The organism is Streptomyces sp. NPDC047002 (assembly GCF_040704505.1).
Taxonomy (GTDB): Bacteria; Actinomycetota; Actinomycetes; order Streptomycetales; family Streptomycetaceae; genus Streptomyces.
Genome location: NZ_JBEYWC010000031.1, coordinates 66,171 through 85,391, shown reverse-complemented (window position 1 = coordinate 85,391; position 19,221 = coordinate 66,171). Strand labels below are relative to the sequence as shown.

The following is a 19,221-nucleotide window of genomic DNA, read 5'->3' as shown; positions in this document are numbered from 1 at the left end:
AACTCACCCTCGACATCGCGCCCGTCCTGCTCGGCAGCGGCGAGCGCCTCTTCGACGGCGTCGAGACCTTCGGTTTCGAGCCCGTCGAGGTGCTCGGCTCACCGCTGGCCACGCACGTCCGCTACCGCAGGCACGCCGCCGGCTGAGGAGCGACAGCCGGTCGAAGACGCACCCCCTACAGGAAAGACGCACCCTCTCCTGGAAAGAGACACCCCCTACAGGAAGAGGCACCTCTACAGGTCGGCCGGGTCCCTGCGGAGGGTGACCTCGCGGCCGGACGCGGTGCACACGGTCAGCGCGTGGACGCCCGGGGGGCCGGGGACGACCGCCAGGGGGAGGCCGTCGAAGGTGTCGGCGCCGATGTGGTCGCGCAGTTCGTCCGCGTCGGCGCCGATCTCCAGGCGCGTCACGGCCGCACCGCGGTCGCCGCGCCCCACCGCCCCACGGTCCGGGTTGGTCGCCGGGTCCTCCCGGTAGAACCAGTTCGGCAGCCCGCGGCGCCAGCAGGTGTCGAGGGCGCTGCCCGGCCCCGGCGCCGTGGTGATGACCCGCTGGGTGCCGTCCGGCTGGACGCGCCCCGGCAGCCGCGCCACCTCGCCGCCGAGCCGCACGGCGACCGCGTGCATCTCCTCCAGGGTGTCGGCGCGCAGGCTCCAGAACATCCACCGGTCGGCGCCGTCGGCGAGCAGCCCCTCGAACCACTCGACCGCCGCGTTCCGCTCGCCGTCGGCGGATCCCGTCGCCGCCTCCACCTCCAGGTAGACGTCCTGCCCGAGCGGGAAGACCGTGTTCGCGATCCCGGCGGCGAAGACCCCGCCGTCGTAGTACGCGAGCCCGGTCTCCTCGTGCACGCGGCGCACCCCGTCGTCCAGGCCGCGGACACCGAGACAGAGATGGTCCAGGTGAAACATGCGCTCAACCCTCCATGACCGGGCGGTCGTCCACGATCACGTACCCGCTCGCGGGCCCGGCCATCCCGCCCCCGCGGGGGCGGGCAGGGCGAGGGTGAGCGTCATCGCGGCATGGTCGGTGAGCCGCTTTGTCCGCGGTGTCTGGTCGTAGGCGCACGCCTCGACCAGCGGCGCGTGCCCCGCGGTGGTGAAGGCGTGGTCGAAGCGGAAGCCCTGTCCGCTGCGGCCGAACCACGAGTGCTCGACCGCTTCGGGGTGGAGGTGCCGGAAGGCGTCGGTGAAGCCGGCCTGGGCGAACGCGTTGTAGAAGGCGCACTCCCAGCGTCCGAAGACCTTGTGGTGCGGCCGGTGGCCCGGCTCGACGACGTTGAGGTCGCCGGCCACGACGACAGGCACGCCGGGAAAGGCTTTGCCCAGTCCGTACAGGGCCCCGGCCACGGCCTCCTGGAAGTCCCGCTTGTCCTCGTTGCGGCGCTCCTTCGGCCCGCGTGAGGGGACGTACAGGCCGACGATCCCCACATCGTGCCCGCCGACCGTGGCGACAGCGGCAGGCGCCCGGTGCGGCAGGAAGCCCACCCCGGCGTCGACCGGTTCGAGGACCGCGGTGCGCGACGCCAGGACCGTCCGGTAGTCGCCCCCGCGGGCGGAGGGCGCGACGACGTGCACGTAGCCGGCCTGGCGCATCGCCTGGACGAGGGCCGTCCCGCCGGGCCCCGGGCCGACTTCGGTGAGCACGACGAGATCCGCGGTGTGCAGTCGGCCGATCCACTCGGCCTGCCGGTGCGCGCGGGCCGCGGAAGCGTGCTGGGCGTTGAAGACGAGGAGCCGGGCGTGCGTGGTGGACGCGGGATGCGCGGGCCGCGCCGGGCCGAGCAGGGAGAGCTGGACGGCGTCGTCGGTCGTCACGGCGCTTCCTCCGGTCGTCGGCGGGCTTCCTCAGCGCTCCCCGCGTCTGGGTGGTGAGGGGGCGTTCCACGGTCATGTGAGGGCCCTTCGGAAGGCGTTCCGGCCGCTGAACGGGGGCGGGCGTCAGGTGGTGTGGGCGTATTCGGCCCAGACCGTCTTGCCGGGGGCGTCCTTGCGGGGGTGCCAGCCCCACGTCCCGGCGAGGCACTCCACGATCAGCAGCCCGCGGCCCGACTCGGCGAGCGGGTCGGGGACGCGGTCGGCGGGCGCGGCGGGCACGCGCTCCGCGCGGGTGTCGGTGACCTCGATGCGTACGGTGTCGCCGGTCAGCCGCAGCAGTACGTGGAAGTCGCGGCCCAGCACGCGCCCGTGGCGCACCGCGTTGGCCGCGAGCTCCGCGACGATGGCGACGGCGGTGTCGTTCGCCGCGGAGTCGTACGGCAGGTCCCACGCGTTCAGCCGGTGCGCGGTCAGTCTGCGCGCCAGGCGTGCGCCCCGGGGCGTGGAGCTGAATCGCATGGCGAACTCGTGCGCCGTTTGCGACTCCTTGTGCTGTGTGGATTGTTTCGTCACGCTGACCAGCGTTCCGTCCGTGGCGTAGCGTGACCAGTGGTGATCGACGGACACAGTAGCTTTGTAGGAGTGTCCGCGGTACCGGTACGCAGCATGCCGAGGGAGCGAGGTGGGTTGCCGTGGAGACGGCAGAAGAGGACTTCACACCGGCCGACAACGAGGGCGGAGGCGGGGGCGGTTCGGGGGAGGGCGGCGGTGTGGTCGCCGCGTTCGGGAAGCAGTTGAAGCTGTTACGGCAGCGGGCGGGCCTGGAGCGCGAGGCGTTCGGCAGGCTCGTCGGCTACTCGCCCTCCAGCATCGCGTCCTTCGAGCAGGGCCGCCGCATTCCGTCGCCGCGGGCCATCGAGAAGGCCGACCGCGTGCTCGACGCGGGCGGCGTGCTCATGGCCTTGAAGGACGAGGTCGCTCGCGCTCAGTATCCCGCCTTCTTTCGCGACATGGCCGCCCTTGAGGCCAAGGCCGTCGGCCTGTGCGAGTACGCGATCCAGGTGGCGCCCGGTCTGCTCCAGACCGACGAGTACGCGCAGGCCGTCCTCCGGCAGCGTCGTCCGGTCCTCGACGACGGGGTGATCGAGGAGCGCCTGACGGGCCGTCTCGCCCGCCAGGCCATCTACACGCGCCGCCCGGCGCCGCTGCTGAGCTTCCTCATCGAGGAGTCCGTGCTGCACCGGCCGATCGGCGGACGGGCCGTCCTGCGCGGCCAGTTGGAGCAGATCCTGCTGGTGGCGGACAACCGCAACGTCGACGTCCAGATCATGCCGACCGACCGCGAGGACCATGTGGGGCTCGACGGCGGGTTCACTATGATCGACATGAACAAGGGGAAGCGCCTGGCGTACACCGAGTCGCAGGAAGCCAGCCGCTTGTACAGCGACCACGTAAAGGTCCACGAACTCGGTGCGCGGTATGGGATTCTCCGAGCGCAGGCGCTCACCCCGCGTGAGTCGCTGAGCCACATCGAGGGACTCCTGGGAGAGACATGACCGAGCCGGCCTGGTTCAAGAGCAGTTACAGCGGCAGCGGCGGCGGCCAGTGCGTCGAGATCGCGTGGTCCAAGAGCAGTTACAGCGACAGCGAGGGCGGCCAGTGCGTCGAGGTGGCCGCATGCGACACCACCATCGGCGTGCACGTCCGTGACTCCAAGCGCACGAGCGGACCGATGCTGACCGTCGCGCCCGGCGCGTGGGAGAGCTTCGTCACGCTCGTACGGAGCTGAGCCCGCGCGCGGCATCACGGAGGGCCGTCGTACGTTGACGCGTACGGCGGCCCTCCGCGTGCGTACGGCCGCGTACAGCGCGCCCACTCTCTGCGACAGGAGCACACGATGGATCTGCAGCTTGCCGGACGACGCGCCCTCGTGACCGGTGGGAGCCGGGGCATCGGGTTCGCTGTCGGGCGGGCGCTGGCCCGCGAGGGCGCGGCGGTCGCGCTCGTGGCGCGGGACGCGGCCGCGGTGAAGGAGCGGGCCGCGGCGCTCGCGGAGGAGACCGGCGCCACCGTTGTCGGGATCGCCGCGGACACCGGGGACGACACCTCCGTCGCCGCCATGGCGGACGAGGCGGCGCGGCTGCTCGGCGGCGTGGACATCCTGGTGAACAACGCGGCCAAGGCCAGCCCCGGCGCGTTCCCCGAGGACGAGCTTGAGGAGCAGATCAACGTCAAGGTGCGCGGCTACCTGCGCACCGTGCGCGCCCTCGCGCCCGCGATGGCGGAGCGCGGCTGGGGGCGCGTCATCAACATCGCGGGGCTCGCGGCGCGGCAGAGCGGTTCCGTGGTCGGCTCCGTACGTAACGTCGCCGTAGCCGCGATGAGCAAGAATCTGGCGGACGAGCTCGGTCCGCAGGGGGTGAACGTCACGGTGGTGCATCCTGGTATGACCCGCACCGAGACGCAGACCGGCGTGATCGCCGCGCGGGCCGCCGACCGTGGGGTCCCCGTCGAGCAGGTGGAACGGGAGCTCGCCGCGTCCGTCTCCATCGGCAGGATCGTGGAGGCCGACGAGGTGGCGGCGGTCGTCGCGTTCCTGGCGAGCCCGCTCAGCGTCGCGCTCAACGGCGACCCGGTCGTCCCCTCGGGGGGCGCGAGGGGAGCCGTCCACTACTGAACAGGCGGCGCGCCGCGGTCCGCGCGCCACAGGTCCCGCGGTGATCGTCCCCGCACCGGATACTCGCCCGTACTTCCCGGGGCGGACGGGCGGGGCACGGTTGTCGGCGGGATGCGTCAGAATTGAAGCCAGGGCCGCAACGAATCCACAAGGGGCACGTATGTCCGGACTGATCGACACCACGGAGATGTATCTCCGCACCATCCTTGAGCTGGAGGAGGAAGGTGTGGTCCCCATGCGCGCCCGGATCGCCGAGCGTCTCGACCAGAGCGGGCCCACGGTCTCCCAGACCGTGGCGCGCATGGAGCGCGACGGCCTGCTCACGGTCGCGGGCGACCGGCACCTCGACCTGACGGACGAGGGCCGCATGCTCGCCACGCGCGTCATGCGCAAGCACCGCCTCGCCGAGTGCCTGCTGGTGGACGTGATCGGCCTGGAGTGGGAGCAGGTCCACGCGGAGGCGTGCCGCTGGGAGCACGTGATGAGCGAGGCGGTGGAGAAGCGGGTGCTCGACCTGCTGCGCCACCCCACGGAGTCGCCGTACGGGAACCCGATCCCCGGCCTCGCCGAGCTGGGCGAGGAGGGGGAGGCCGCCGATCCGTTCCTCGACGCGGGGCTCGTGAGCCTCGCCGACCTGGACGCGGGCGTGGACGGCAAGACGGTCGTCGTGCGGCGGATCGGCGAGCCCATCCAGACCGACGCGCAGCTGATGTACACGCTGCGGCGGGCGGGTGTGCAGCCAGGATCGGTCGTCAGCGTGACGGAGTCGCCCGCGGGCGTCCTCGTCGGCAGCAGCGGGGAGGCGGCGGAGCTGGGGTCCGAGGTCGCGTCGCACGTCTTCGTCGCCAAGCGCTGACGGGGCCGCGCGCGGCCGGTCCTGGCCCGGGGCACGGAGGGGGCCCCGGTGCCGAGCGGCACCGGGGCCCTACCCTCCCCTTCGCCGACCCGGAGCCCCGAGCTCCCAGGGTCGGCCCTTCGGACCGTCATCCCCGAGCGGTCCGCCCTCCCGCTGACAGGTCTCCCCATGGCCGCGGCGGCCAATCATGGAAGATGGTCACTCGAATGAGCGATGTTGGGTGCGAGGGGCCCGTGTTCGAATCGTAGTTCGATAAGATCTCGCCAGACGCAACACGAGTTCGACGGCACAGGGGCCGGTACAGAGACCGGGACGCAGACCGGCGCGGGGGGCGCGGACGGTCCGGACGGTCCGGGGCGGAATCCTCCGTCCGCCGCAACCGTTCGAACGGTTCACCGAGCAGCACCGCATCTGTTCACGAGCAGCACGGAATCTGACGCGACCACTCAGAACCGAAGGGGGGCCAGGACACATGCAGGAGCACTACGCGGAGCACGGGGTGCGGCACACCGATGTGATCGGCGCCGATGGGGTACGCCTCGCGACCTGGGAGTACGGGCGCGGGGGCGGGCCCGAGGGCCTGGCGCCCGCGGGAGGCGGCGCCGCCGAGCCCGGGGTGCTGCTGCTCCACGGGCTGATGGGGCGCGCGTCCCACTGGGCCGGGACGGCGCGGTGGCTGGCGGAACGGCACCGGGTGGTCGCCTACGACCAGCGGGGGCACGGGGAGAGCGAGCGGCCCGCCGACAGCCTGCTGTCCCGCGAGGCGTATGTCGCCGACGCGGAGGCGGTCATAGAGGCGCTGGGGCTCGCGCCGGTCACGCTGGTCGGCCACGCCATGGGCGCGCTCACCGCCTGGCAGCTGGCCGCGCGCAGGCCGGATCTCGTGCGGGCGCTGGTGATCTTCGACATGCGGGCCTCGGCGCTCGGCGCGGCGTCGCAGCGCGCGTGGGAGGAGTGGTTCCGCACCTGGCCCGCGCCGTTCCCCTCGCTCGCGGAGGCGCGCCGCTGGTTCGCCGAGGAGGACCCGTGGCTCGCGGGCGCCCGCCGGCCCGCGCGCGGCGACTTCCACGCCGACATGATGACCCTGCGGGAGGACGGCTGGCGCCCGGTCTTCTCCCGCTCCCAGATGCTGCGCACCCGCGAGACCTGGGTCCACGACGCCCACTGGGACGAGCTGGCGCAGGTCGAGTGCCCGACACTGGTGGTGCGCGGCGTCGACGGCGAGCTGGGCCGCGCCGAGGCCATGGAGATGGTCAGGGTGCTGCCGCGCGGGGAGTACGCCGAGATACCGGACGCGGGACACCTGGTCCACTACGCGGACCCGGCGGCCTGGCGCGCCGCCACCGAGCCCTTCCTGACGGGGGTCCTGGCGGCGGGGGCGTAGGGCGCGGGGGCGGGGTGCCGGCGCGCGGGCGAGAGGGCGCGGGCCTCCGCGCGGCCGGGCTCATGCGCGGGGGTGCTCCTGTGCCCGGCGGCTTGCGCGACGGGGCGGGAGGTGCTCGTACGGGTGCGGTCGTATGCGTGGCCCCTGCGCGGGCCGGGCGTGCGCGGCGGGCGGGCGCGGCCCCCGGGGTGTGCGCGCCGGGGGGCCGCGCGGGTCAGCCCTTGCTGACCGCGGTGAGGATCTCCGGCAGGCGGTCCGCCATGGGGCCGGACGCGGCGCGGACGCCGAGCCAGGCGATCACCGCGCCGTAGACCGTGCCGACCGGCAGGACCAGCCAGGTCGCACCGGTGTGGCCCGCGGCGTGCAGCCAGATCGTCAGGCCCAGGATCGGGGAGGCGAGCAGCGGCGACGCCACCAGGCCGCCGAGCACCGACCACATCGCCAGGCTCGTCTGGCCGGGCGCGACGTTCTTCCGCGTCTCCTGCGGGATCGAGTACGGTAGCCGCGCCGACGCGGTCGCGCCGAGCGCCACCAGCGCGCCGAGCAGCGCCCACGACAGGCCCACCACCTCGGGCAGTGCCCGCCAGTCGTGCGTGAGCGCGGCCATCACGAAGCTGACGACCAGCGAGTACGGCAGGGTCACGAGCAGCAGCGCGAGCGCACGCGCCCGCAGCTCCAGGTACGCGTCGCGCTTCGAGGCGATCGTCATCGCGACCATCCAGAACGCCGACGTGTCCTGCCCGAACTGGTTGAACATCTGCGTGCCGAGCACCCCCGCGGCGAAGCAGCCGAAGTAGATCGTGCTCGCGCCCTGCACCGCGTTGAACACCGGCACGATCAGGCCCACCACCAGCGCGGACACCCACGCCGTCTTGGTCTTCGGATCCCGCACGGCATACCGCAGCGTGCGCAGCATCACCGTGCCCGTGCGGCCCTCGGGCAGCAGCGAGGCGCCGCTTCCACCGCGGCCCCGCCGCTTCGGCGCCGCCGCGGCGATCGTCGAGCTGTCAGGTGCCGTCATCAGCCGCACCATCGTGCGCTGCCACAGCACGAGGACCGCGGTGAGCAGCGCGAGCGCCAGGGCGAGCTGGGCCGCCATCCGCCCGTACGCGCCCTCGCTCGCCGACGCCACCGCGCCGAGCGCCGACGCCGGCGGGATCCACCGCACCACCGAGGCCGTCGGGTCGAGGGACGAGAGGCCGGAGGACGACTGGCTGATGCGCTGCACCCAGAAGTTGACCAGCTGGATGCCGACCGCGATCAGCAGGCCGCTCAGCACCGCGAGGTCGCGGCCCCTGCGGGAGGTCAGCAGGCGGGTGTTGGCCGAGGCCACGGCGCGCGCCAGGCCCACGCAGGTCAGCAGCGCCACCACCACGGCGAACACGGCGACGACCACGGCCGCCGCGCCGTGTGCCGTCGCGATCGCCGCGCCCACCAGCAGACACAGCGAGAACAGCGGGCCGAGGCCCACGAGCGACGCCACGAGCAGCGCGCCCGTCAGCGGGCGCGGGCGCAGCGGCAGCATCGCGAGGCGCGTCGTGTCGAGGGTCTCGTCGCCGCTCGGGAAGAACAGCGGCATCACCGTCCACCCCAGCGCGAGCAGCAGCACCACCAGCACCACGGGCGCCGCCGCGCCGTCCACCGCGCGCAGCACCGCGAGGCCCAGCAGAACGCCCGCCGACAGCAGCACCACGATCACCAGCGACGTCACCCAGACCGCCGTCCTGCTGGACGACTGGCGCAGGCCGCCCCGGAGCAGGGACAGCTTCAGCCGGACGACGACGGGCGTCAGCCCGCCCGCCCCGGCCGTCACTTGGCACCCCCGCCGAGCCAGTCGAGGGAGCCGCCGGCCGCGCGGCCCTGCGCGCCGACCAGTTCGAGGAACGCGCTCTGGAGGGACGCCGCGTCACCCCGTACCTCGGCGAGCGTGCCCTGCGCGCGGATGCGGCCCGCGGCCATCACCGCGACCCAGTCGCACAGCGACTCCACCAGCTCCATCACATGGCTGGAGAAGACCACCGTCGCGCCCGAGCCCGTGTAGCGCACCAGCACATCGCGGATGGTCTGCGCGGAGACCGGGTCGACGCCCTCGAACGGCTCGTCGAGGAACAGGACTTCGGGATTGTGCAGCAGCGCGGCGGCCAGGCCGATCTTCTTCCGCATGCCCGTCGAGTAGTCCACGACCAGCTTGTCCCGCGCACCCGTCAGGTCCAGCACGTCGAGCAGTTGGTCCGCGCGCTTGTCGACCTCCGCGCCCGGCAGGCCGCGCAGCCGGCCCGTGTACCCGAGCAGCTCGCGCCCCGACAGCCGCTCGAACAGCCGCAGCCCCTCGGGCAGCACCCCGATCCTGGCCTTCACCTGGGCCGGATCGCGCCACACGTCGTGCCCGGCGACCGTGACCCGCCCCTGGTCGGGCCTGAGCAGCCCCGTGATCATCGAGAGCGTCGTCGTCTTGCCCGCGCCGTTCGGCCCGACGAGCCCGATGAACTGCCCCGCGGGCAGCGCGAGATCGATCCCGGCGACCGCGACCTGCTCCCCGAACCGCTTCCACAGCCCCTCGACGCGGACGGCCGCACCCCCGGCCGCCCCCGCGCCGTCCTGCGCCCCCGCACCCGCCGCGCCACCCGCCGCACCCGGCGCGCCCCCCGCACCGACCGCCGCCCCGGGCGCGTCACCCGCACCGATCGGCGCCGTGCCGTCGTGTCCCCGCCGTGCCTGGTCCGGCATCTGCTGCACCTGCTCCCCGTCATCTCTGTGCCCGTCGAACGGCCCAGCGTAGGCGTACCCCGCCGACCGGTCATCAGCCGCAAAGAGGAGGCCCCCACCCCATCCGGCCGGGCGCGCCCGGGGCCCGGGGGGTGGGGTGGGTCAGGGGCGGGTGGGGTCCTGGGCGCAGGCGTAGGCGAGGGGGCTGAGGACCTCCTCGGGGTCGGGGAGCCAGCGGTTGGCCCGGGTGGGGTGGCGCACCCACTGGACGGCGCCCGCGCCGCCCACGCGGGTCGGCGGGGCGGGGACCCAGCCGTGCTCGCCGTGCGCGGCGAGATCGAGCGCGCTCGGCGACCAGCCGAGGGCGCGCACCAGGGCGGGCGCCTTCGCCGCGCCGCCCGGCAGGACGAAGAACAGCATCCTGCGGCCTGGCGTGCACGCCACGGGCCCGAGCGGCACCTGCCTGCGCTCCATGCGCGCCAGCGCGAGGAAACCGGCCGACTCCGGCACGTCGAGGACGTCGAACGAGCGGCCCGTGGGCAGCAGGACCGACGCCTTCGGGCGGCGCGCCCACAGCCTGCGCGCCCCGCTGCCGCTGCTCGTCGCCTCGGCGGCCCAGTCCTCGCGCGCCGGATGTGCGCCCGGCGCGCGGCAGTCGGACGCGCCGCAGGAACACCACTCCGTGCCCGCTCCCGGCTTCAGCCAGGTCCCTGGGAACACCTCCCAGTGTCGTTCCTCTGCATACATCACTGCGCATTCCAGGGGCAGTTGGGTGCGCTGTCGGGGGACCTTGACGGCGTCTTCGACACCGATGCTCTCTTCCACGCACAGCACAACTCCCGGTGCCACCCCGGGTTACGGCGTGCGCCCCGGCTCGCGGAAAGGCGAAAACCGGCATGTGGGGCGCACCGGTGCACTTCCGGGGGCGCGCGCGGGCCGGGGCCCCGGAAGCGGGTAGCCCTTTGCGGGGCCGTCCGCCAGGCCCCGCCCGGCCGGGGGCTTCCGGCCGGGCCCCGCGCAGGACGGCGGCACGGGACGCCGCACGGCGGACCGGTCGACGCAGCATGGCAGGCGCCACCCGCGACACACCCGGTGAACGGCACGAACATCACCAATAACGCTGAACTTTCGCATTCGCGGCACACCAGCAGGGCAGTGTGACGGAAATGATCACTGCGACCACAGGGGGTTTCCATTGGCAGCCAGACCTCTCGTCGCCCGCCAGCCGAACGAACGGCTCCAGGCGCTCATCCAGGAGGCCGCGTGTTCCAATGCGGGCCTCGCCAGGCGGGTCAACATGGTCGGCCACGAGCGCGGTCTCGACCTGCGGTACGACAAGACCTCCGTGGCGCGCTGGCTGCGCGGCCAGCAGCCGCGCGGGCGGGCCCCCGGCATCATCGCCGAGGCGCTCGGCCGCAAGCTGGGCCGCACGGTCACGATCGACGAGATCGGCATGGCCAACGGCAAGCACCTGGCGTCCGGCGTGGGGCTCCAGTTCGCGCCGACCGTCGTCGGGGCGATCGAGCAGGTCTGCGAGCTGTGGCGCAGCGACGTCGGCCGCCGCGACTTCCTGACCGGCTCGTCCGTCGCGTCCTCCGCGCTCGTGGAGCCCAGCAGGGACTGGCTGATCACCGGCGCCGACACGGCGATCGAGCGGTCGGCGGGCGCCCGCGTCGGCGACGGCGACGTGGACGCGGTGGAGGCCATGACCACCGCGCTCACCGGGCTCGACCACCGGTTCGGCAGCGGCCATGTGCGGCCCGTCGTCGTGCACTACCTCAACAGCGTCGTGTCCGGGCTGCTGGCCGGCTCGTACAAGGAGGCCATCGGGCGGCGGCTGTTCGCCGCCGTCGCGCGGCTGACCGAGCTCGCCGGGTACATGGCCGTGGACACCGGGCAGCCGGGGCTCGCGCAGCGCTACTACATCCAGGCCCTGCGGCTCGCGCAGGCCGCGGGGGACCGCGGCTACGGCGGCTATGTGCTCGCCGCCTCGATGAGCCACCTCGCGGCGCAGCTCGGAAACCCGCGCGAGATCTCCCAGTTGGCGCGGGCCGCGCAGGAGGGCGCACGGGGACAGGTGCCGGAGCGCGCCCTCGCGATGTTCTACGCGGCCGAGGCGCGGGGGCACGCCCTCATGGGCGACTCGCACGCGTGCCAGGAGGTCGCCAACAAGGCGCAGACCGCCCTCGACAGGGCCGGGGACCCGGCGGACGACCCGGACTGGATCGCCCACTTCGACCAGGCGTACCTCGCCGACGAACTCGCCCACTGCTACCGGGACCTCGGCCGCCCCGAGGCCGCGGCGCAGCACGCGCGCGACGCGCTCGACGGGCACCCGCAGACCCGGGCGCGGCGCCGCGCCATCGGCCTCGCGGTGCTTGCGGCGGCCCAGGTCCAGCAGCGCGAGGTGGAGGAGGCGTGCCGCACCGGCTCCGAGGCGGCCGACCTGCTGGGCTCGCTGCGTTCGAGCCGCGGCAAGGAGTACCTGGACGACCTGCGGGTGCGCCTCGAACCGTACGGGAAGGAAGCGTCGGTACGGGAGTTCGGCGAGCGCCTCGACGGGCGGGTGATGTGGGAGGTCGCGTGACGGCAGGGGCGTGGGGCGGGGCCGCGTACCAGGGGCACGGCCGCCGCCGGGGCGTCGCGGGAGCCGTGTGACGGGGCGTTCGTCACGTACGGCGGCATGCGTGGCAGAGCGCTGGATTCACCCGGTAGCGTGAGCCGACGATGGCGAAGGTCCACACGTTCCACACGTAGGAGTACCTGGTGACGCAGCGCGGGCAAGGGAATGAACGGGTCACGCCTGCCGACGGGCAGCCATGGGAGCAGCAGCCCTGGCGCCCGGCGGGCGACGGCCCGAACGACCCCGGGAGCCCCCCGCTGCCTGAGTACGCGGAGTACGGCGAGTACGGCGGACATTCCGAGTACGGCGCGTACGGCGAGCGCGACCAGGGCTACGGGCCGCGCCACGGGCGCCAGGACGGTCCCGGCTACGGCCCGGGCGGCGAACAGCCGGGCTACGGCGGTCAGTACGGCGGCTACGACGGCGGCACCCGGGACGGCGGCGCCCAGCCCTCCTACGGCGCTCCCGGCGAGGGGGCGCAGCCCGGCGGACAGCCGTACGCGCAGGAGCCGTACGGCGGCGGCCACGGCTACGGCTACCCCGGCGGCGGCGCGCAGCCGCTGCCCGCGGAGTCGCCCGCGCCGGGCGCCGCGGACGCGACGCAGTACCTGCCGCCGATGCCCGGTGGGGGCCACGGCCAGAACCCCGACGCGCAGGCCACCCAGTACATACCGCCCTTTCCGCAGCAGAACGGGCACGGCGCGGAGCCGGGGCAGAACCCGGACGCGCAGGCCACGCAGTTCCTCTCGCCCGTGCCGCCGCCGCAGCCCGACGGCCCGCGCACCCCGCCGTACTCCGCGCCCCGGGCCGCGGACGGCGAGGACGCGCCCCGGCAGCCGCCCGCGGAGTTCGACAACCTCTTCCGCAGCGACGACGGCACGCCCGCGCGCGGTGGCCGGATGAACCAGACGCGCGGCGTCAGCCTCAACCCGCCGCAGGGACAAGGTCAGTTCGCCGACCCCGCCCAGCAACCGCCCCAGCCGGCGCCGGGCTACGGCTATCCGCAGCCCGGCTACGGCTATCCGCCGCCCGCGGGGCCAGGCCCCGCCCGGCCGGGCGGCTACGGCTATCCGCCGCCCGCCACGGCCGGCGGCTACGGGACACCGCCGCCCGCCCGCCCCGACGACTACAGGACCGACGGCTCAGGACCCGGCAGGAAGAAGTCCCCCGCGATCCTCGTCGCCGCGGTCGCGGGCGTCGCCGCGGTCGGCCTCGGCGTCGGCGCGCTGCTCAGCACCGGCGGCGGGGGCGGCGACGGGGACAAGGACCAGAGCACGGTCGCCGCGCAGTCGCCCGCCGCCTCGGCGAGCAGCGGTACGTCCGCGGGCTCCGACGCGGCCGCGGGCCAGGCCAAGGCCCTCGACGGCCTCCTCGCCGACAGCAACAGCAGCCGCGAGGCCGTGATCGGCGCGGTCGGAGACATCAAGTCCTGCAAGAACCTCGACGGCGCGGCCGACGACCTGCACGGCGCGGCCTCCCAGCGGCAGGGACTCGTCGACCGGCTCGGCAAGATCACCATCGACAAGCTCCCCGACCACGCGGCGCTCGCCGCCGCCCTCACCGAGGGCTGGAAGGCGTCGGCCTCCGCCGACAACCACTACGCCCAGTGGGCGGCCCAGGCCAAGAGCCACAAGGTCTGCAAGCACGGCAGCGCGCGCCGCACCGGCGCCACGGGCGAGGGCGACCGGGCGAGCGGCGAGGCCACCACCGCCAAGACCCGCGCGGCGAAGCTCTGGAACTCCGTCGCCACCCGTTACGGCCTCAAGCAGCGCACCGCCTCGGACCTGTAGCGGGCCCGGCCACGGCCCGCGGCGCGCCGGGCTACTGTGCCGGGGCCTGGGTGCCCGAGGCGAGGAGGGTGCCCGCCATGTCGACGAAGCCCTTCTTCTGGGCCACCAGGCGGCCGTCCCTGACCATGAGGTACGTCACGTCGGGGTTGACGATGCGGGGGAAGCCGGGCGCGCCCAGCATGTCCTGGTAGCGCCAGCGCAGGGGCGGGGTCAGGCCGCCCGTGCGGACCGTGGTGCCGCTGTCGAGCGCGTCGACGATCCGCCCGGCGTCCACCTCGTCGCCCTTGACGGCCGCGACGACCTGCGCGAGCGCGGTGTAGGCGATCCAGGTGGTCTGCACGCCCGCGTCGTCGGCGTCGATCGTGTTGTCCTCGAACGCCTCGGTGGAGACGACCTTCTTCATCGCGTCCCACGCCGGATCGGACGAGTCCGGGTACCAGCCGGTCACGAGGGCCTTCTCGAAGAGTCCCTGCGCGCCGCCCGACGCGTCGATCAGCGGCTGGCCCACGCTGCCCACGACCGAGGAGACCCGCACGTCGCGCCCGTCGTCCGACAGGCGCCTGAAGGAGTCGAAGAACGTCGACGTGTGGTCGCCGAGCTGCGCGGTCACGCAGCCGCCCGCGCCCGCCGCGTCCCGCGCGCGCTCCGCCTGCGGCTGGTAGCCCGTGGCGTCCTCGGGCGCCCGCACGTCGGTGGCCCGGCCGCCGTGGTGGGTGGCGAGGCCCGCGTCGAGCAGCCGGGCCAGGGTGTCGCCCGCGCTGGTGTCGGGCCGTACGAGCGCGGTGTCGGCGCAGTCGGAGTCCGCGAGCTGCCGGCCGTTGCCCGCAAGGAGCGTCGCCTGGCCGCCGTTGACCGGGTAGGAGAGATAGCTCGTGAACTCCTGGGTGCTCAGCCCGAACCCGCCGATGTAGGGGATCGAGGCGGCCTCCAGGGGCGCCATGAACTGCTGCCCCCACTGGCTGTACGAGCCGACGACCGCGTCGACCTTCTTCGCCACCGCCTCCCGCGCGCAGGCCGCAGCGCCCGCGGGGGTGTTGCGCTCGTTGCAGGTCAGGACGGTCAGCTTGTGCCCGGACAGGCCGCCGTGCGCGTCGGCCCAGCGGGCGTACGCCTTCGCCATGCCGGGCATCCCCGGCATGTTCGTGGCGTTCGTGCCCACGGGCGCCCAGGTCATGACCGTGATGTCGTCCTTGCCGCCGCTGCCGCCCGGCAGCACCCCGCACCCGGCGAGCAGGCAGGCACCCGCCACGGTCGCGCACAGCGCCCGCAGCCGGGCTGCGCGGGGCCTGCGGGGGCGGGAGGGGAGCGGAAGACGCGACGGGGCGCTCATTCCCCGAAGGCTTCCGGCCATCGGGGAACACGGCCCCAGCCCCTGCTGCACCCCGGGTGTCCGCCAGGTGAACAGCGGGCGGGCGGGTGCGGAGAAGCCGTGTCCTGCGGCCCGCGCCCCGCGCCCGCCGGGGGCGTGCGCCGCAGGCCGGGCGGGCTCGGCGGGCCCGCGGCCGCCCACGTACGATCGATCACCGTGCAGCAAGGTGCAGAGAACTCTTCCCGTCGTGGCCGTCGCTCCTCCACCATGGGCGGCATGCCCTTGAACGACATGCCGTGGTGGCGCTGGCGCAGCAACGTGCGCTCCGCGCTGCACATGCTTTCGGACCCGGTCTTCCACCAGGAGTGCTGGCTCGCGGGCCGCGAGGGGTACGGCGACGTCACCGACGCCGTCTACCGCCTGGTCGAGGACACCTGGCTGGACAGCTGGTCGGCGGAGAAGTACGTCGGCACGATCTTCCGCGACTCCGCCGAGGCCGCCCTCGTCGACGTCGCCGTGCTGCGCGTCCTGCGGATCATGCACCAGGTGGGCCCCGACGCCCTGGTCTCCGCCTACCTCGAACACCACGGCTGGCCCGAGGCCGTGCGGGCCGCCCGCGAGGCGCACGTACTCCTCGCGACGAACGACGGCGACGACCCGGACACCCCGCCCCAGTCGCTCGACGTGCTGCGGATCATGAACCGGGCGGTGTGAGCGCCCGGTAGGACGGCCCCCGGGGCCCCGCCGCCCGGCCCGTGGACGGTGCGGGCCGCGGCGGGGCGCCGTATGCCATCCTCCGGGGTATGAACGAGCCGACCGCAGCCGCCGGGACCGCGAGCGCCCCGCGCGAGCAGTACGTCCTGACGCTGGCCTGCCCCGACAGGCAGGGCATCGTGCACGCCGTGTCCAGCTACCTCTTCATGACCGGCTGCAACATCGAGGACAGCCGCCAGTTCGGCGACCGCGACACCGGCCTGTTCTTCCTGCGCGTCCACTTCTCCACCGAGGCCGCGCCCGCGGGGGAGGCCGTGTCCGTCGAGAAGCTGCGGGCCGGCTTCGCCGCGATCGGCGACGCCTTCCGGATGGACTGGCAGATCCACCGCGCCGAGGAGCGGATGCGGATCCTGCTCATGGTCAGCAAGTTCGGCCACTGCCTCAACGACCTGCTGTTCCGGGCGAGCATCGGCGCCCTACCGGTCGACATCGCCGCCGTCGTCTCCAACCACCGCGACTTCGAGCAGCTCGCCGGCTCGTACGGCATCCCCTTCCACCACCTGCCCGTCACCCGGGACACCAAGGCTCAGGCCGAGCAGCGGCTGCTGGCCCTCGTCCGCGAGGAAGAGGTCGAACTCGTCGTGCTCGCGCGGTACATGCAGGTCATCTCCGACGACCTGTGCAAGCAGCTGAACGGGCGGATCATCAACATCCACCACTCGTTCCTGCCGAGCTTCAAGGGCGCGCGCCCCTACCACCAGGCGCACGCGCGCGGTGTGAAGCTGATCGGCGCGACCGCCCACTACGTCACCGCCGAGCTGGACGAGGGCCCCATCATCGAGCAGGAGGTGGCGCGCGTCGGCCACGAGGTCACCCCGGAGCAGCTGGTGGCGACGGGCCGGGACGTGGAGTGCCAGGCGCTGGCCCGCGCGGTGAAGTGGCACGCGGAGCACCGGATCCTGCTGAACGGCGCGCGCACGGTCGTCTTCGCCTGAGGGCCCCTCGTCCGAGGGCCTCTGTGCCAGGACCCGGACGGGCACACCCGCTACATCCGGCTGAGACCCGCCGCCGCGTACAGCACGTCCCGCGCCGCCGCACGGTCGCCGCGGCGGCCCGCCGCCGCCTCGTCCGGTTCGAGGCGGCCCGCCACCAGCTGGCAGAACTCGACGTCCTCCAGCGCCAGTTGCGCCACCACCCGGTCCGCGGAGCCGACCGCGGCCGGGGAGTCGAGCGGGATGAACCAGTCGCCGCCGCCCGCGCCCTCCACCTCCAGGTGCAGCGACCTGCCGGGCGCGCCCGCGGCCACCAGCTCGCCCGGCGGGCCCGCGAGCCCCTGCCGCCTGCGCTGCGCCAGTGCGCCCGGCAGCCGCCGCGCGGTGAGGTCGATCATCTCCCGCCGGTACGTGCCGCCGGGCGCCGCGTACGGATAGGCGACCGCCTCCGCGATGTCCGTCCCGTGTATCCAGCACTCGAAGGCCCGGTCCACCATCGCGTCGCAAAGCGGCAGTTCGAAGTCCCCGTACGACACGGGCACGCCCTCCACGCCGTCCGACGCGAACGACACCCGCCGTATCAGCGTGTGGTGCTGCTCCCGCCACGGCGCGTGCACGCCCCGGGTGGGCGGCACGGGCGCCGCGCCCCAGAACCGCTCGGTGCGCCGCTGCGGCGCGAGCGGCGCCGCGGGGGAGAGCGGGTCGTCGAGCCCGAGCGCCACCCCGACCAGGCCGTCCACCACCATCAGATGGCCGATCACGCCCGCGACCGTGGTGCGGCGCGCCACCGGCCGCTCCTCCTCGAACCAGCGCAGCCGCACCGGCGCGTGCCACTCGCCGTCCCCGATGTCACGCACCAGGGCGTCGAGCCGCGCCGCCTCCGCGTCGTACGCGCGCGCCCAGTCGGGCACCGGCGTACGGGCAGGCCTGCGGGCCAGGCAGTCGGCGAGCACCCGGGAGCGCAGCTGCGGATCGAGGTCGAGCGAGTGCTCCGTGTGCAGGAACCCCACCGCGTCGCGCAGCCGCAGCGCCTCCTCCGCGCAGGCGTCGCACTCGGTCAGGTGCGCCTCCACGTAGGTGGTCTCCTCCGGCGAGCACGCCGAGAGCGCCCAGGCGCCGAGCAGCGACCTGAGCACGCTGTGCGAGGGTCCTGCGGGCACGGTGCGGTACGAGCCGGTCACGGGGCGGTCCCCGGGCCGCCGCCCGCCGACGACAGCAGCTGGAGGCCGAGGCGCAGCCGCCTGCGCGCCTCGTCCTCGGTGACGTTCAGGTCGCGCGCGGTCTGCCGGTAGGTGCGCCGCCTGTGGTACGCGCTGTCCAGCGCGGCCCGCAGCGGCACCGGCATCGACGTCACGATGAAGTCGGCGCGCGCCGCCGTGGCCGCCCTGCGGACCCGGCCCTCGGACGCCGCGCCGCCCTCCCGCAGCCGCCGCACGGCGCACTCGCTCGCGAACGCGGCGAGCAGGCTGCGCAGCGTGCCGCGTCCCGGGCCGAACTCCTCGGGGTGCTGCCAGACATGGGCGAAGACCTCGCGGGTGACCTCGTCGGCGGCGCCCTCGTCGTCGAGGACCCGGTGCGCGAGGCTGTGCACCGTCGACGCGAGCCGGTCGTACAGCTCGCCGAGCGCGGCCTCCTCGCCGTGCGCGAGCCGCTGCTGCATCCTCCGGTCCCACCGGGGCGATGTCTCCGCCGCCATGTGCTCCCCCAGACTTCTTCCGGCCTTCCGGGCCGCCCCCGTCCCGTCCCGCCTCGTCAGAATGTAGTCGTCGGCGCCCACGGCGCACGCCCCTTTATCCCAAGTGCGCCCCTGCGCCGGTCGTGCCGCCGAATCGATGTTTCGGACGGGGACGCCGGGGCAGACCCCGGGGACACGGGGGCCCGGCGTACGGGTCCGGCACGGAGTGGGGGACGAGGAGGTTCTGGGCGCGTGACACTCGACGTGGCAGAGGCGGCACAGGGCCGGTGGACCGTGCTCCACATCACAGGTGAGCTGGATCTCATGACCTCGCCCGAGGTGCGCCGCCGGGTGCACGACGCCGTCGCCGAGGGGCACAGAGCGCTCGTGGTCGACCTCTCCGACGTGTACTTCTGCGATTCGAGCGGGGTCGGCGTGCTCGTCGCCACCCGCAGGCTGCTCCGCTCCTGCCAGGGCTCGCTGCGGGTCGTGCTGCCCGCAGGGGGCATGACGGACGGCTCGCACGTCAACCGGGTCCTGACCGCGCTCGGCGTGCGGCGCCTCTTCGAGATATACCCGGACTCCGACGCCGCCGTCGACGACGAGGCGGAACCGCTCTCGGCCTGAGCCCCGGCCCGAGCGGGCGCCGCGCCCGTCCGCGGCCCGCACGAGCCCCGC

Annotated in this window: 18 protein-coding genes and 1 pseudogene; 10 read left to right on the top strand and 9 right to left on the bottom strand. The window is 74.2% G+C overall.

Features of this window, described 5'->3' with window-relative positions; genetic code table 11:
* Positions 1 to 233 precede the first annotated feature (233 nt).
* From AB0910_RS24940 to AB0910_RS24930, 3 genes are all read right to left on the bottom strand, one after another.
* Positions 234 to 911: a VOC family protein gene (locus tag AB0910_RS24940; protein WP_366746856.1), complete on the bottom strand. Its 678-nt coding sequence runs from the start codon at positions 909 to 911 to the stop codon at positions 234 to 236.
* Between the two features lie 36 nt (positions 912 to 947).
* Positions 948 to 1,817, bottom strand: a complete 870-nt coding sequence (locus AB0910_RS24935; RefSeq protein ID WP_366746855.1) for an endonuclease/exonuclease/phosphatase family protein — start codon at positions 1,815 to 1,817, stop codon at positions 948 to 950.
* A 123-nt stretch (positions 1,818 to 1,940) separates the two neighbouring features.
* A complete protein-coding gene (locus AB0910_RS24930) occupies positions 1,941 to 2,444 on the bottom strand; it encodes an ATP-binding protein (protein WP_366746854.1) in 504 nt (167 codons plus the stop codon).
* Between the two features lie 143 nt (positions 2,445 to 2,587).
* On the opposite strand from AB0910_RS24930, the gene AB0910_RS24925 reads away from it, so the two are divergent.
* The 5 genes from AB0910_RS24925 (at position 2,588) to AB0910_RS24905 (ending at position 6,734) form a co-directional block, all read left to right on the top strand.
* Complete coding sequence (locus tag AB0910_RS24925) at positions 2,588 to 3,373, top strand: helix-turn-helix transcriptional regulator (RefSeq protein ID WP_366746865.1); 786 nt, start codon at positions 2,588 to 2,590, stop codon at positions 3,371 to 3,373.
* Entirely contained in the window at positions 3,370 to 3,606 is a 237-nt protein-coding gene (locus tag AB0910_RS24920) for a DUF397 domain-containing protein (RefSeq protein ID WP_366746853.1), read from the top strand. The genes AB0910_RS24925 and AB0910_RS24920 overlap by 4 nt, the downstream gene beginning before the upstream one ends.
* 108 nt (positions 3,607 to 3,714) lie before the next feature.
* Positions 3,715 to 4,494 (top strand): SDR family oxidoreductase, encoded by a 780-nt coding sequence (locus AB0910_RS24915; protein ID WP_366746852.1) that lies wholly within the window; start codon positions 3,715 to 3,717, stop codon positions 4,492 to 4,494.
* 160 nt (positions 4,495 to 4,654) lie between these two features.
* Positions 4,655 to 5,350: a metal-dependent transcriptional regulator gene (locus tag AB0910_RS24910; RefSeq protein WP_366746851.1), complete on the top strand. Its 696-nt coding sequence runs from the start codon at positions 4,655 to 4,657 to the stop codon at positions 5,348 to 5,350.
* A 472-nt stretch (positions 5,351 to 5,822) separates the two neighbouring features.
* Positions 5,823 to 6,734, top strand: coding sequence for an alpha/beta hydrolase (locus tag AB0910_RS24905; RefSeq protein ID WP_366746850.1), 912 nt, complete (start codon positions 5,823 to 5,825; stop codon positions 6,732 to 6,734).
* Positions 6,735 to 6,948: 214 nt separating this feature from the next.
* On the opposite strand, the gene AB0910_RS24900 is transcribed toward AB0910_RS24905, so the two are convergent.
* The 3 genes from AB0910_RS24900 to AB0910_RS24890 form a co-directional block, all read right to left on the bottom strand.
* On the bottom strand, positions 6,949 to 8,547 hold the full coding sequence (locus AB0910_RS24900; protein ID WP_366746849.1) for a transporter: 1,599 nt from the start codon (positions 8,545 to 8,547) through the stop codon (positions 6,949 to 6,951).
* Positions 8,544 to 9,461 carry an ABC transporter ATP-binding protein gene (locus AB0910_RS24895; RefSeq protein WP_366746848.1) on the bottom strand — a complete coding sequence of 306 codons (918 nt, stop codon included), beginning with the start codon at positions 9,459 to 9,461 and terminating at the stop codon, positions 8,544 to 8,546. Before AB0910_RS24895 ends, AB0910_RS24900 begins: the two co-directional genes overlap by 4 nt.
* 141 nt (positions 9,462 to 9,602) lie before the next feature.
* Positions 9,603 to 10,274 carry a bifunctional DNA primase/polymerase gene (locus AB0910_RS24890; protein ID WP_366746864.1) on the bottom strand — a complete coding sequence of 224 codons (672 nt, stop codon included), beginning with the start codon at positions 10,272 to 10,274 and terminating at the stop codon, positions 9,603 to 9,605.
* Between the two features lie 361 nt (positions 10,275 to 10,635).
* Between AB0910_RS24890 and AB0910_RS24885 the strand changes: the two genes are divergently transcribed.
* Both AB0910_RS24885 and AB0910_RS24880 read left to right on the top strand, forming a co-directional pair.
* Positions 10,636 to 12,027, top strand: coding sequence for a transcriptional regulator (locus AB0910_RS24885; protein ID WP_366746847.1), 1,392 nt, complete (start codon positions 10,636 to 10,638; stop codon positions 12,025 to 12,027).
* 179 nt (positions 12,028 to 12,206) lie between these two features.
* Positions 12,207 to 13,853, top strand: a complete 1,647-nt coding sequence (locus AB0910_RS24880) for a hypothetical protein (protein ID WP_366746846.1) — start codon at positions 12,207 to 12,209, stop codon at positions 13,851 to 13,853.
* A gap of 31 nt (positions 13,854 to 13,884) precedes the next feature.
* Here AB0910_RS24880 and AB0910_RS24875 read toward each other — a convergent pair whose 3' ends face one another.
* Positions 13,885 to 15,183, bottom strand: a complete 1,299-nt coding sequence (locus tag AB0910_RS24875) for an ABC transporter substrate-binding protein (RefSeq protein WP_366746845.1) — start codon at positions 15,181 to 15,183, stop codon at positions 13,885 to 13,887.
* A gap of 246 nt (positions 15,184 to 15,429) precedes the next feature.
* Here AB0910_RS24875 and AB0910_RS24870 point away from each other — a divergent pair, with 246 nt between their 5' ends.
* Positions 15,430 to 15,876 carry a hypothetical protein gene (locus tag AB0910_RS24870; protein ID WP_366746863.1) on the top strand — a complete coding sequence of 149 codons (447 nt, stop codon included), beginning with the start codon at positions 15,430 to 15,432 and terminating at the stop codon, positions 15,874 to 15,876.
* 89 nt (positions 15,877 to 15,965) lie between these two features.
* Entirely contained in the window at positions 15,966 to 16,871 is a 906-nt protein-coding gene (gene purU, locus AB0910_RS24865; RefSeq protein ID WP_366746844.1) for a formyltetrahydrofolate deformylase, read from the top strand.
* Between the two features lie 50 nt (positions 16,872 to 16,921).
* On the opposite strand, the gene AB0910_RS24860 is transcribed toward purU, so the two are convergent.
* The gene (locus AB0910_RS24860; protein ID WP_366746862.1) at positions 16,922 to 18,382 is read right to left on the bottom strand and encodes a zf-HC2 domain-containing protein; all 1,461 of its coding nucleotides are present in this window, start codon (positions 18,380 to 18,382) and stop codon (positions 16,922 to 16,924) included.
* Positions 18,346 to 18,528, bottom strand: a pseudogene (locus AB0910_RS24855) (sigma factor); the annotation flags it as partial. The gene AB0910_RS24860 and the pseudogene AB0910_RS24855, both read right to left, overlap by 37 nt.
* A 267-nt stretch (positions 18,529 to 18,795) precedes the next feature.
* Between AB0910_RS24855 and AB0910_RS24850 the strand changes: the two are divergent.
* On the top strand, positions 18,796 to 19,170 hold the full coding sequence (locus AB0910_RS24850; RefSeq protein ID WP_345649376.1) for an STAS domain-containing protein: 375 nt from the start codon (positions 18,796 to 18,798) through the stop codon (positions 19,168 to 19,170).
* Positions 19,171 to 19,221 lie beyond the last annotated feature (51 nt).

Bases quoted from the DNA above. Each gene is read 5' to 3' on its own strand.
- AB0910_RS24940 (WP_366746856.1), bottom strand. From the start codon at position 911: ATGTTTCACCTGGACCATCTCTGTCTCGGTGTCCGCGGCCTGGACGAC.
- AB0910_RS24920 (WP_366746853.1), top strand. From the start codon at position 3,370: ATGACCGAGCCGGCCTGGTTCAAGAGCAGTTACAGCGGCAGCGGCGGC.
- AB0910_RS24915 (WP_366746852.1), top strand. From the start codon at position 3,715: ATGGATCTGCAGCTTGCCGGACGACGCGCCCTCGTGACCGGTGGGAGC.
- AB0910_RS24910 (WP_366746851.1), top strand. From the start codon at position 4,655: ATGTCCGGACTGATCGACACCACGGAGATGTATCTCCGCACCATCCTT.
- AB0910_RS24905 (WP_366746850.1), top strand. From the start codon at position 5,823: ATGCAGGAGCACTACGCGGAGCACGGGGTGCGGCACACCGATGTGATC.
- AB0910_RS24895 (WP_366746848.1), bottom strand. From the start codon at position 9,461: ATGCCGGACCAGGCACGGCGGGGACACGACGGCACGGCGCCGATCGGT.
- AB0910_RS24875 (WP_366746845.1), bottom strand. From the start codon at position 15,183: ATGAGCGCCCCGTCGCGTCTTCCGCTCCCCTCCCGCCCCCGCAGGCCC.
- AB0910_RS24870 (WP_366746863.1), top strand. From the start codon at position 15,430: ATGGGCGGCATGCCCTTGAACGACATGCCGTGGTGGCGCTGGCGCAGC.
- purU (WP_366746844.1), top strand. From the start codon at position 15,966: ATGAACGAGCCGACCGCAGCCGCCGGGACCGCGAGCGCCCCGCGCGAG.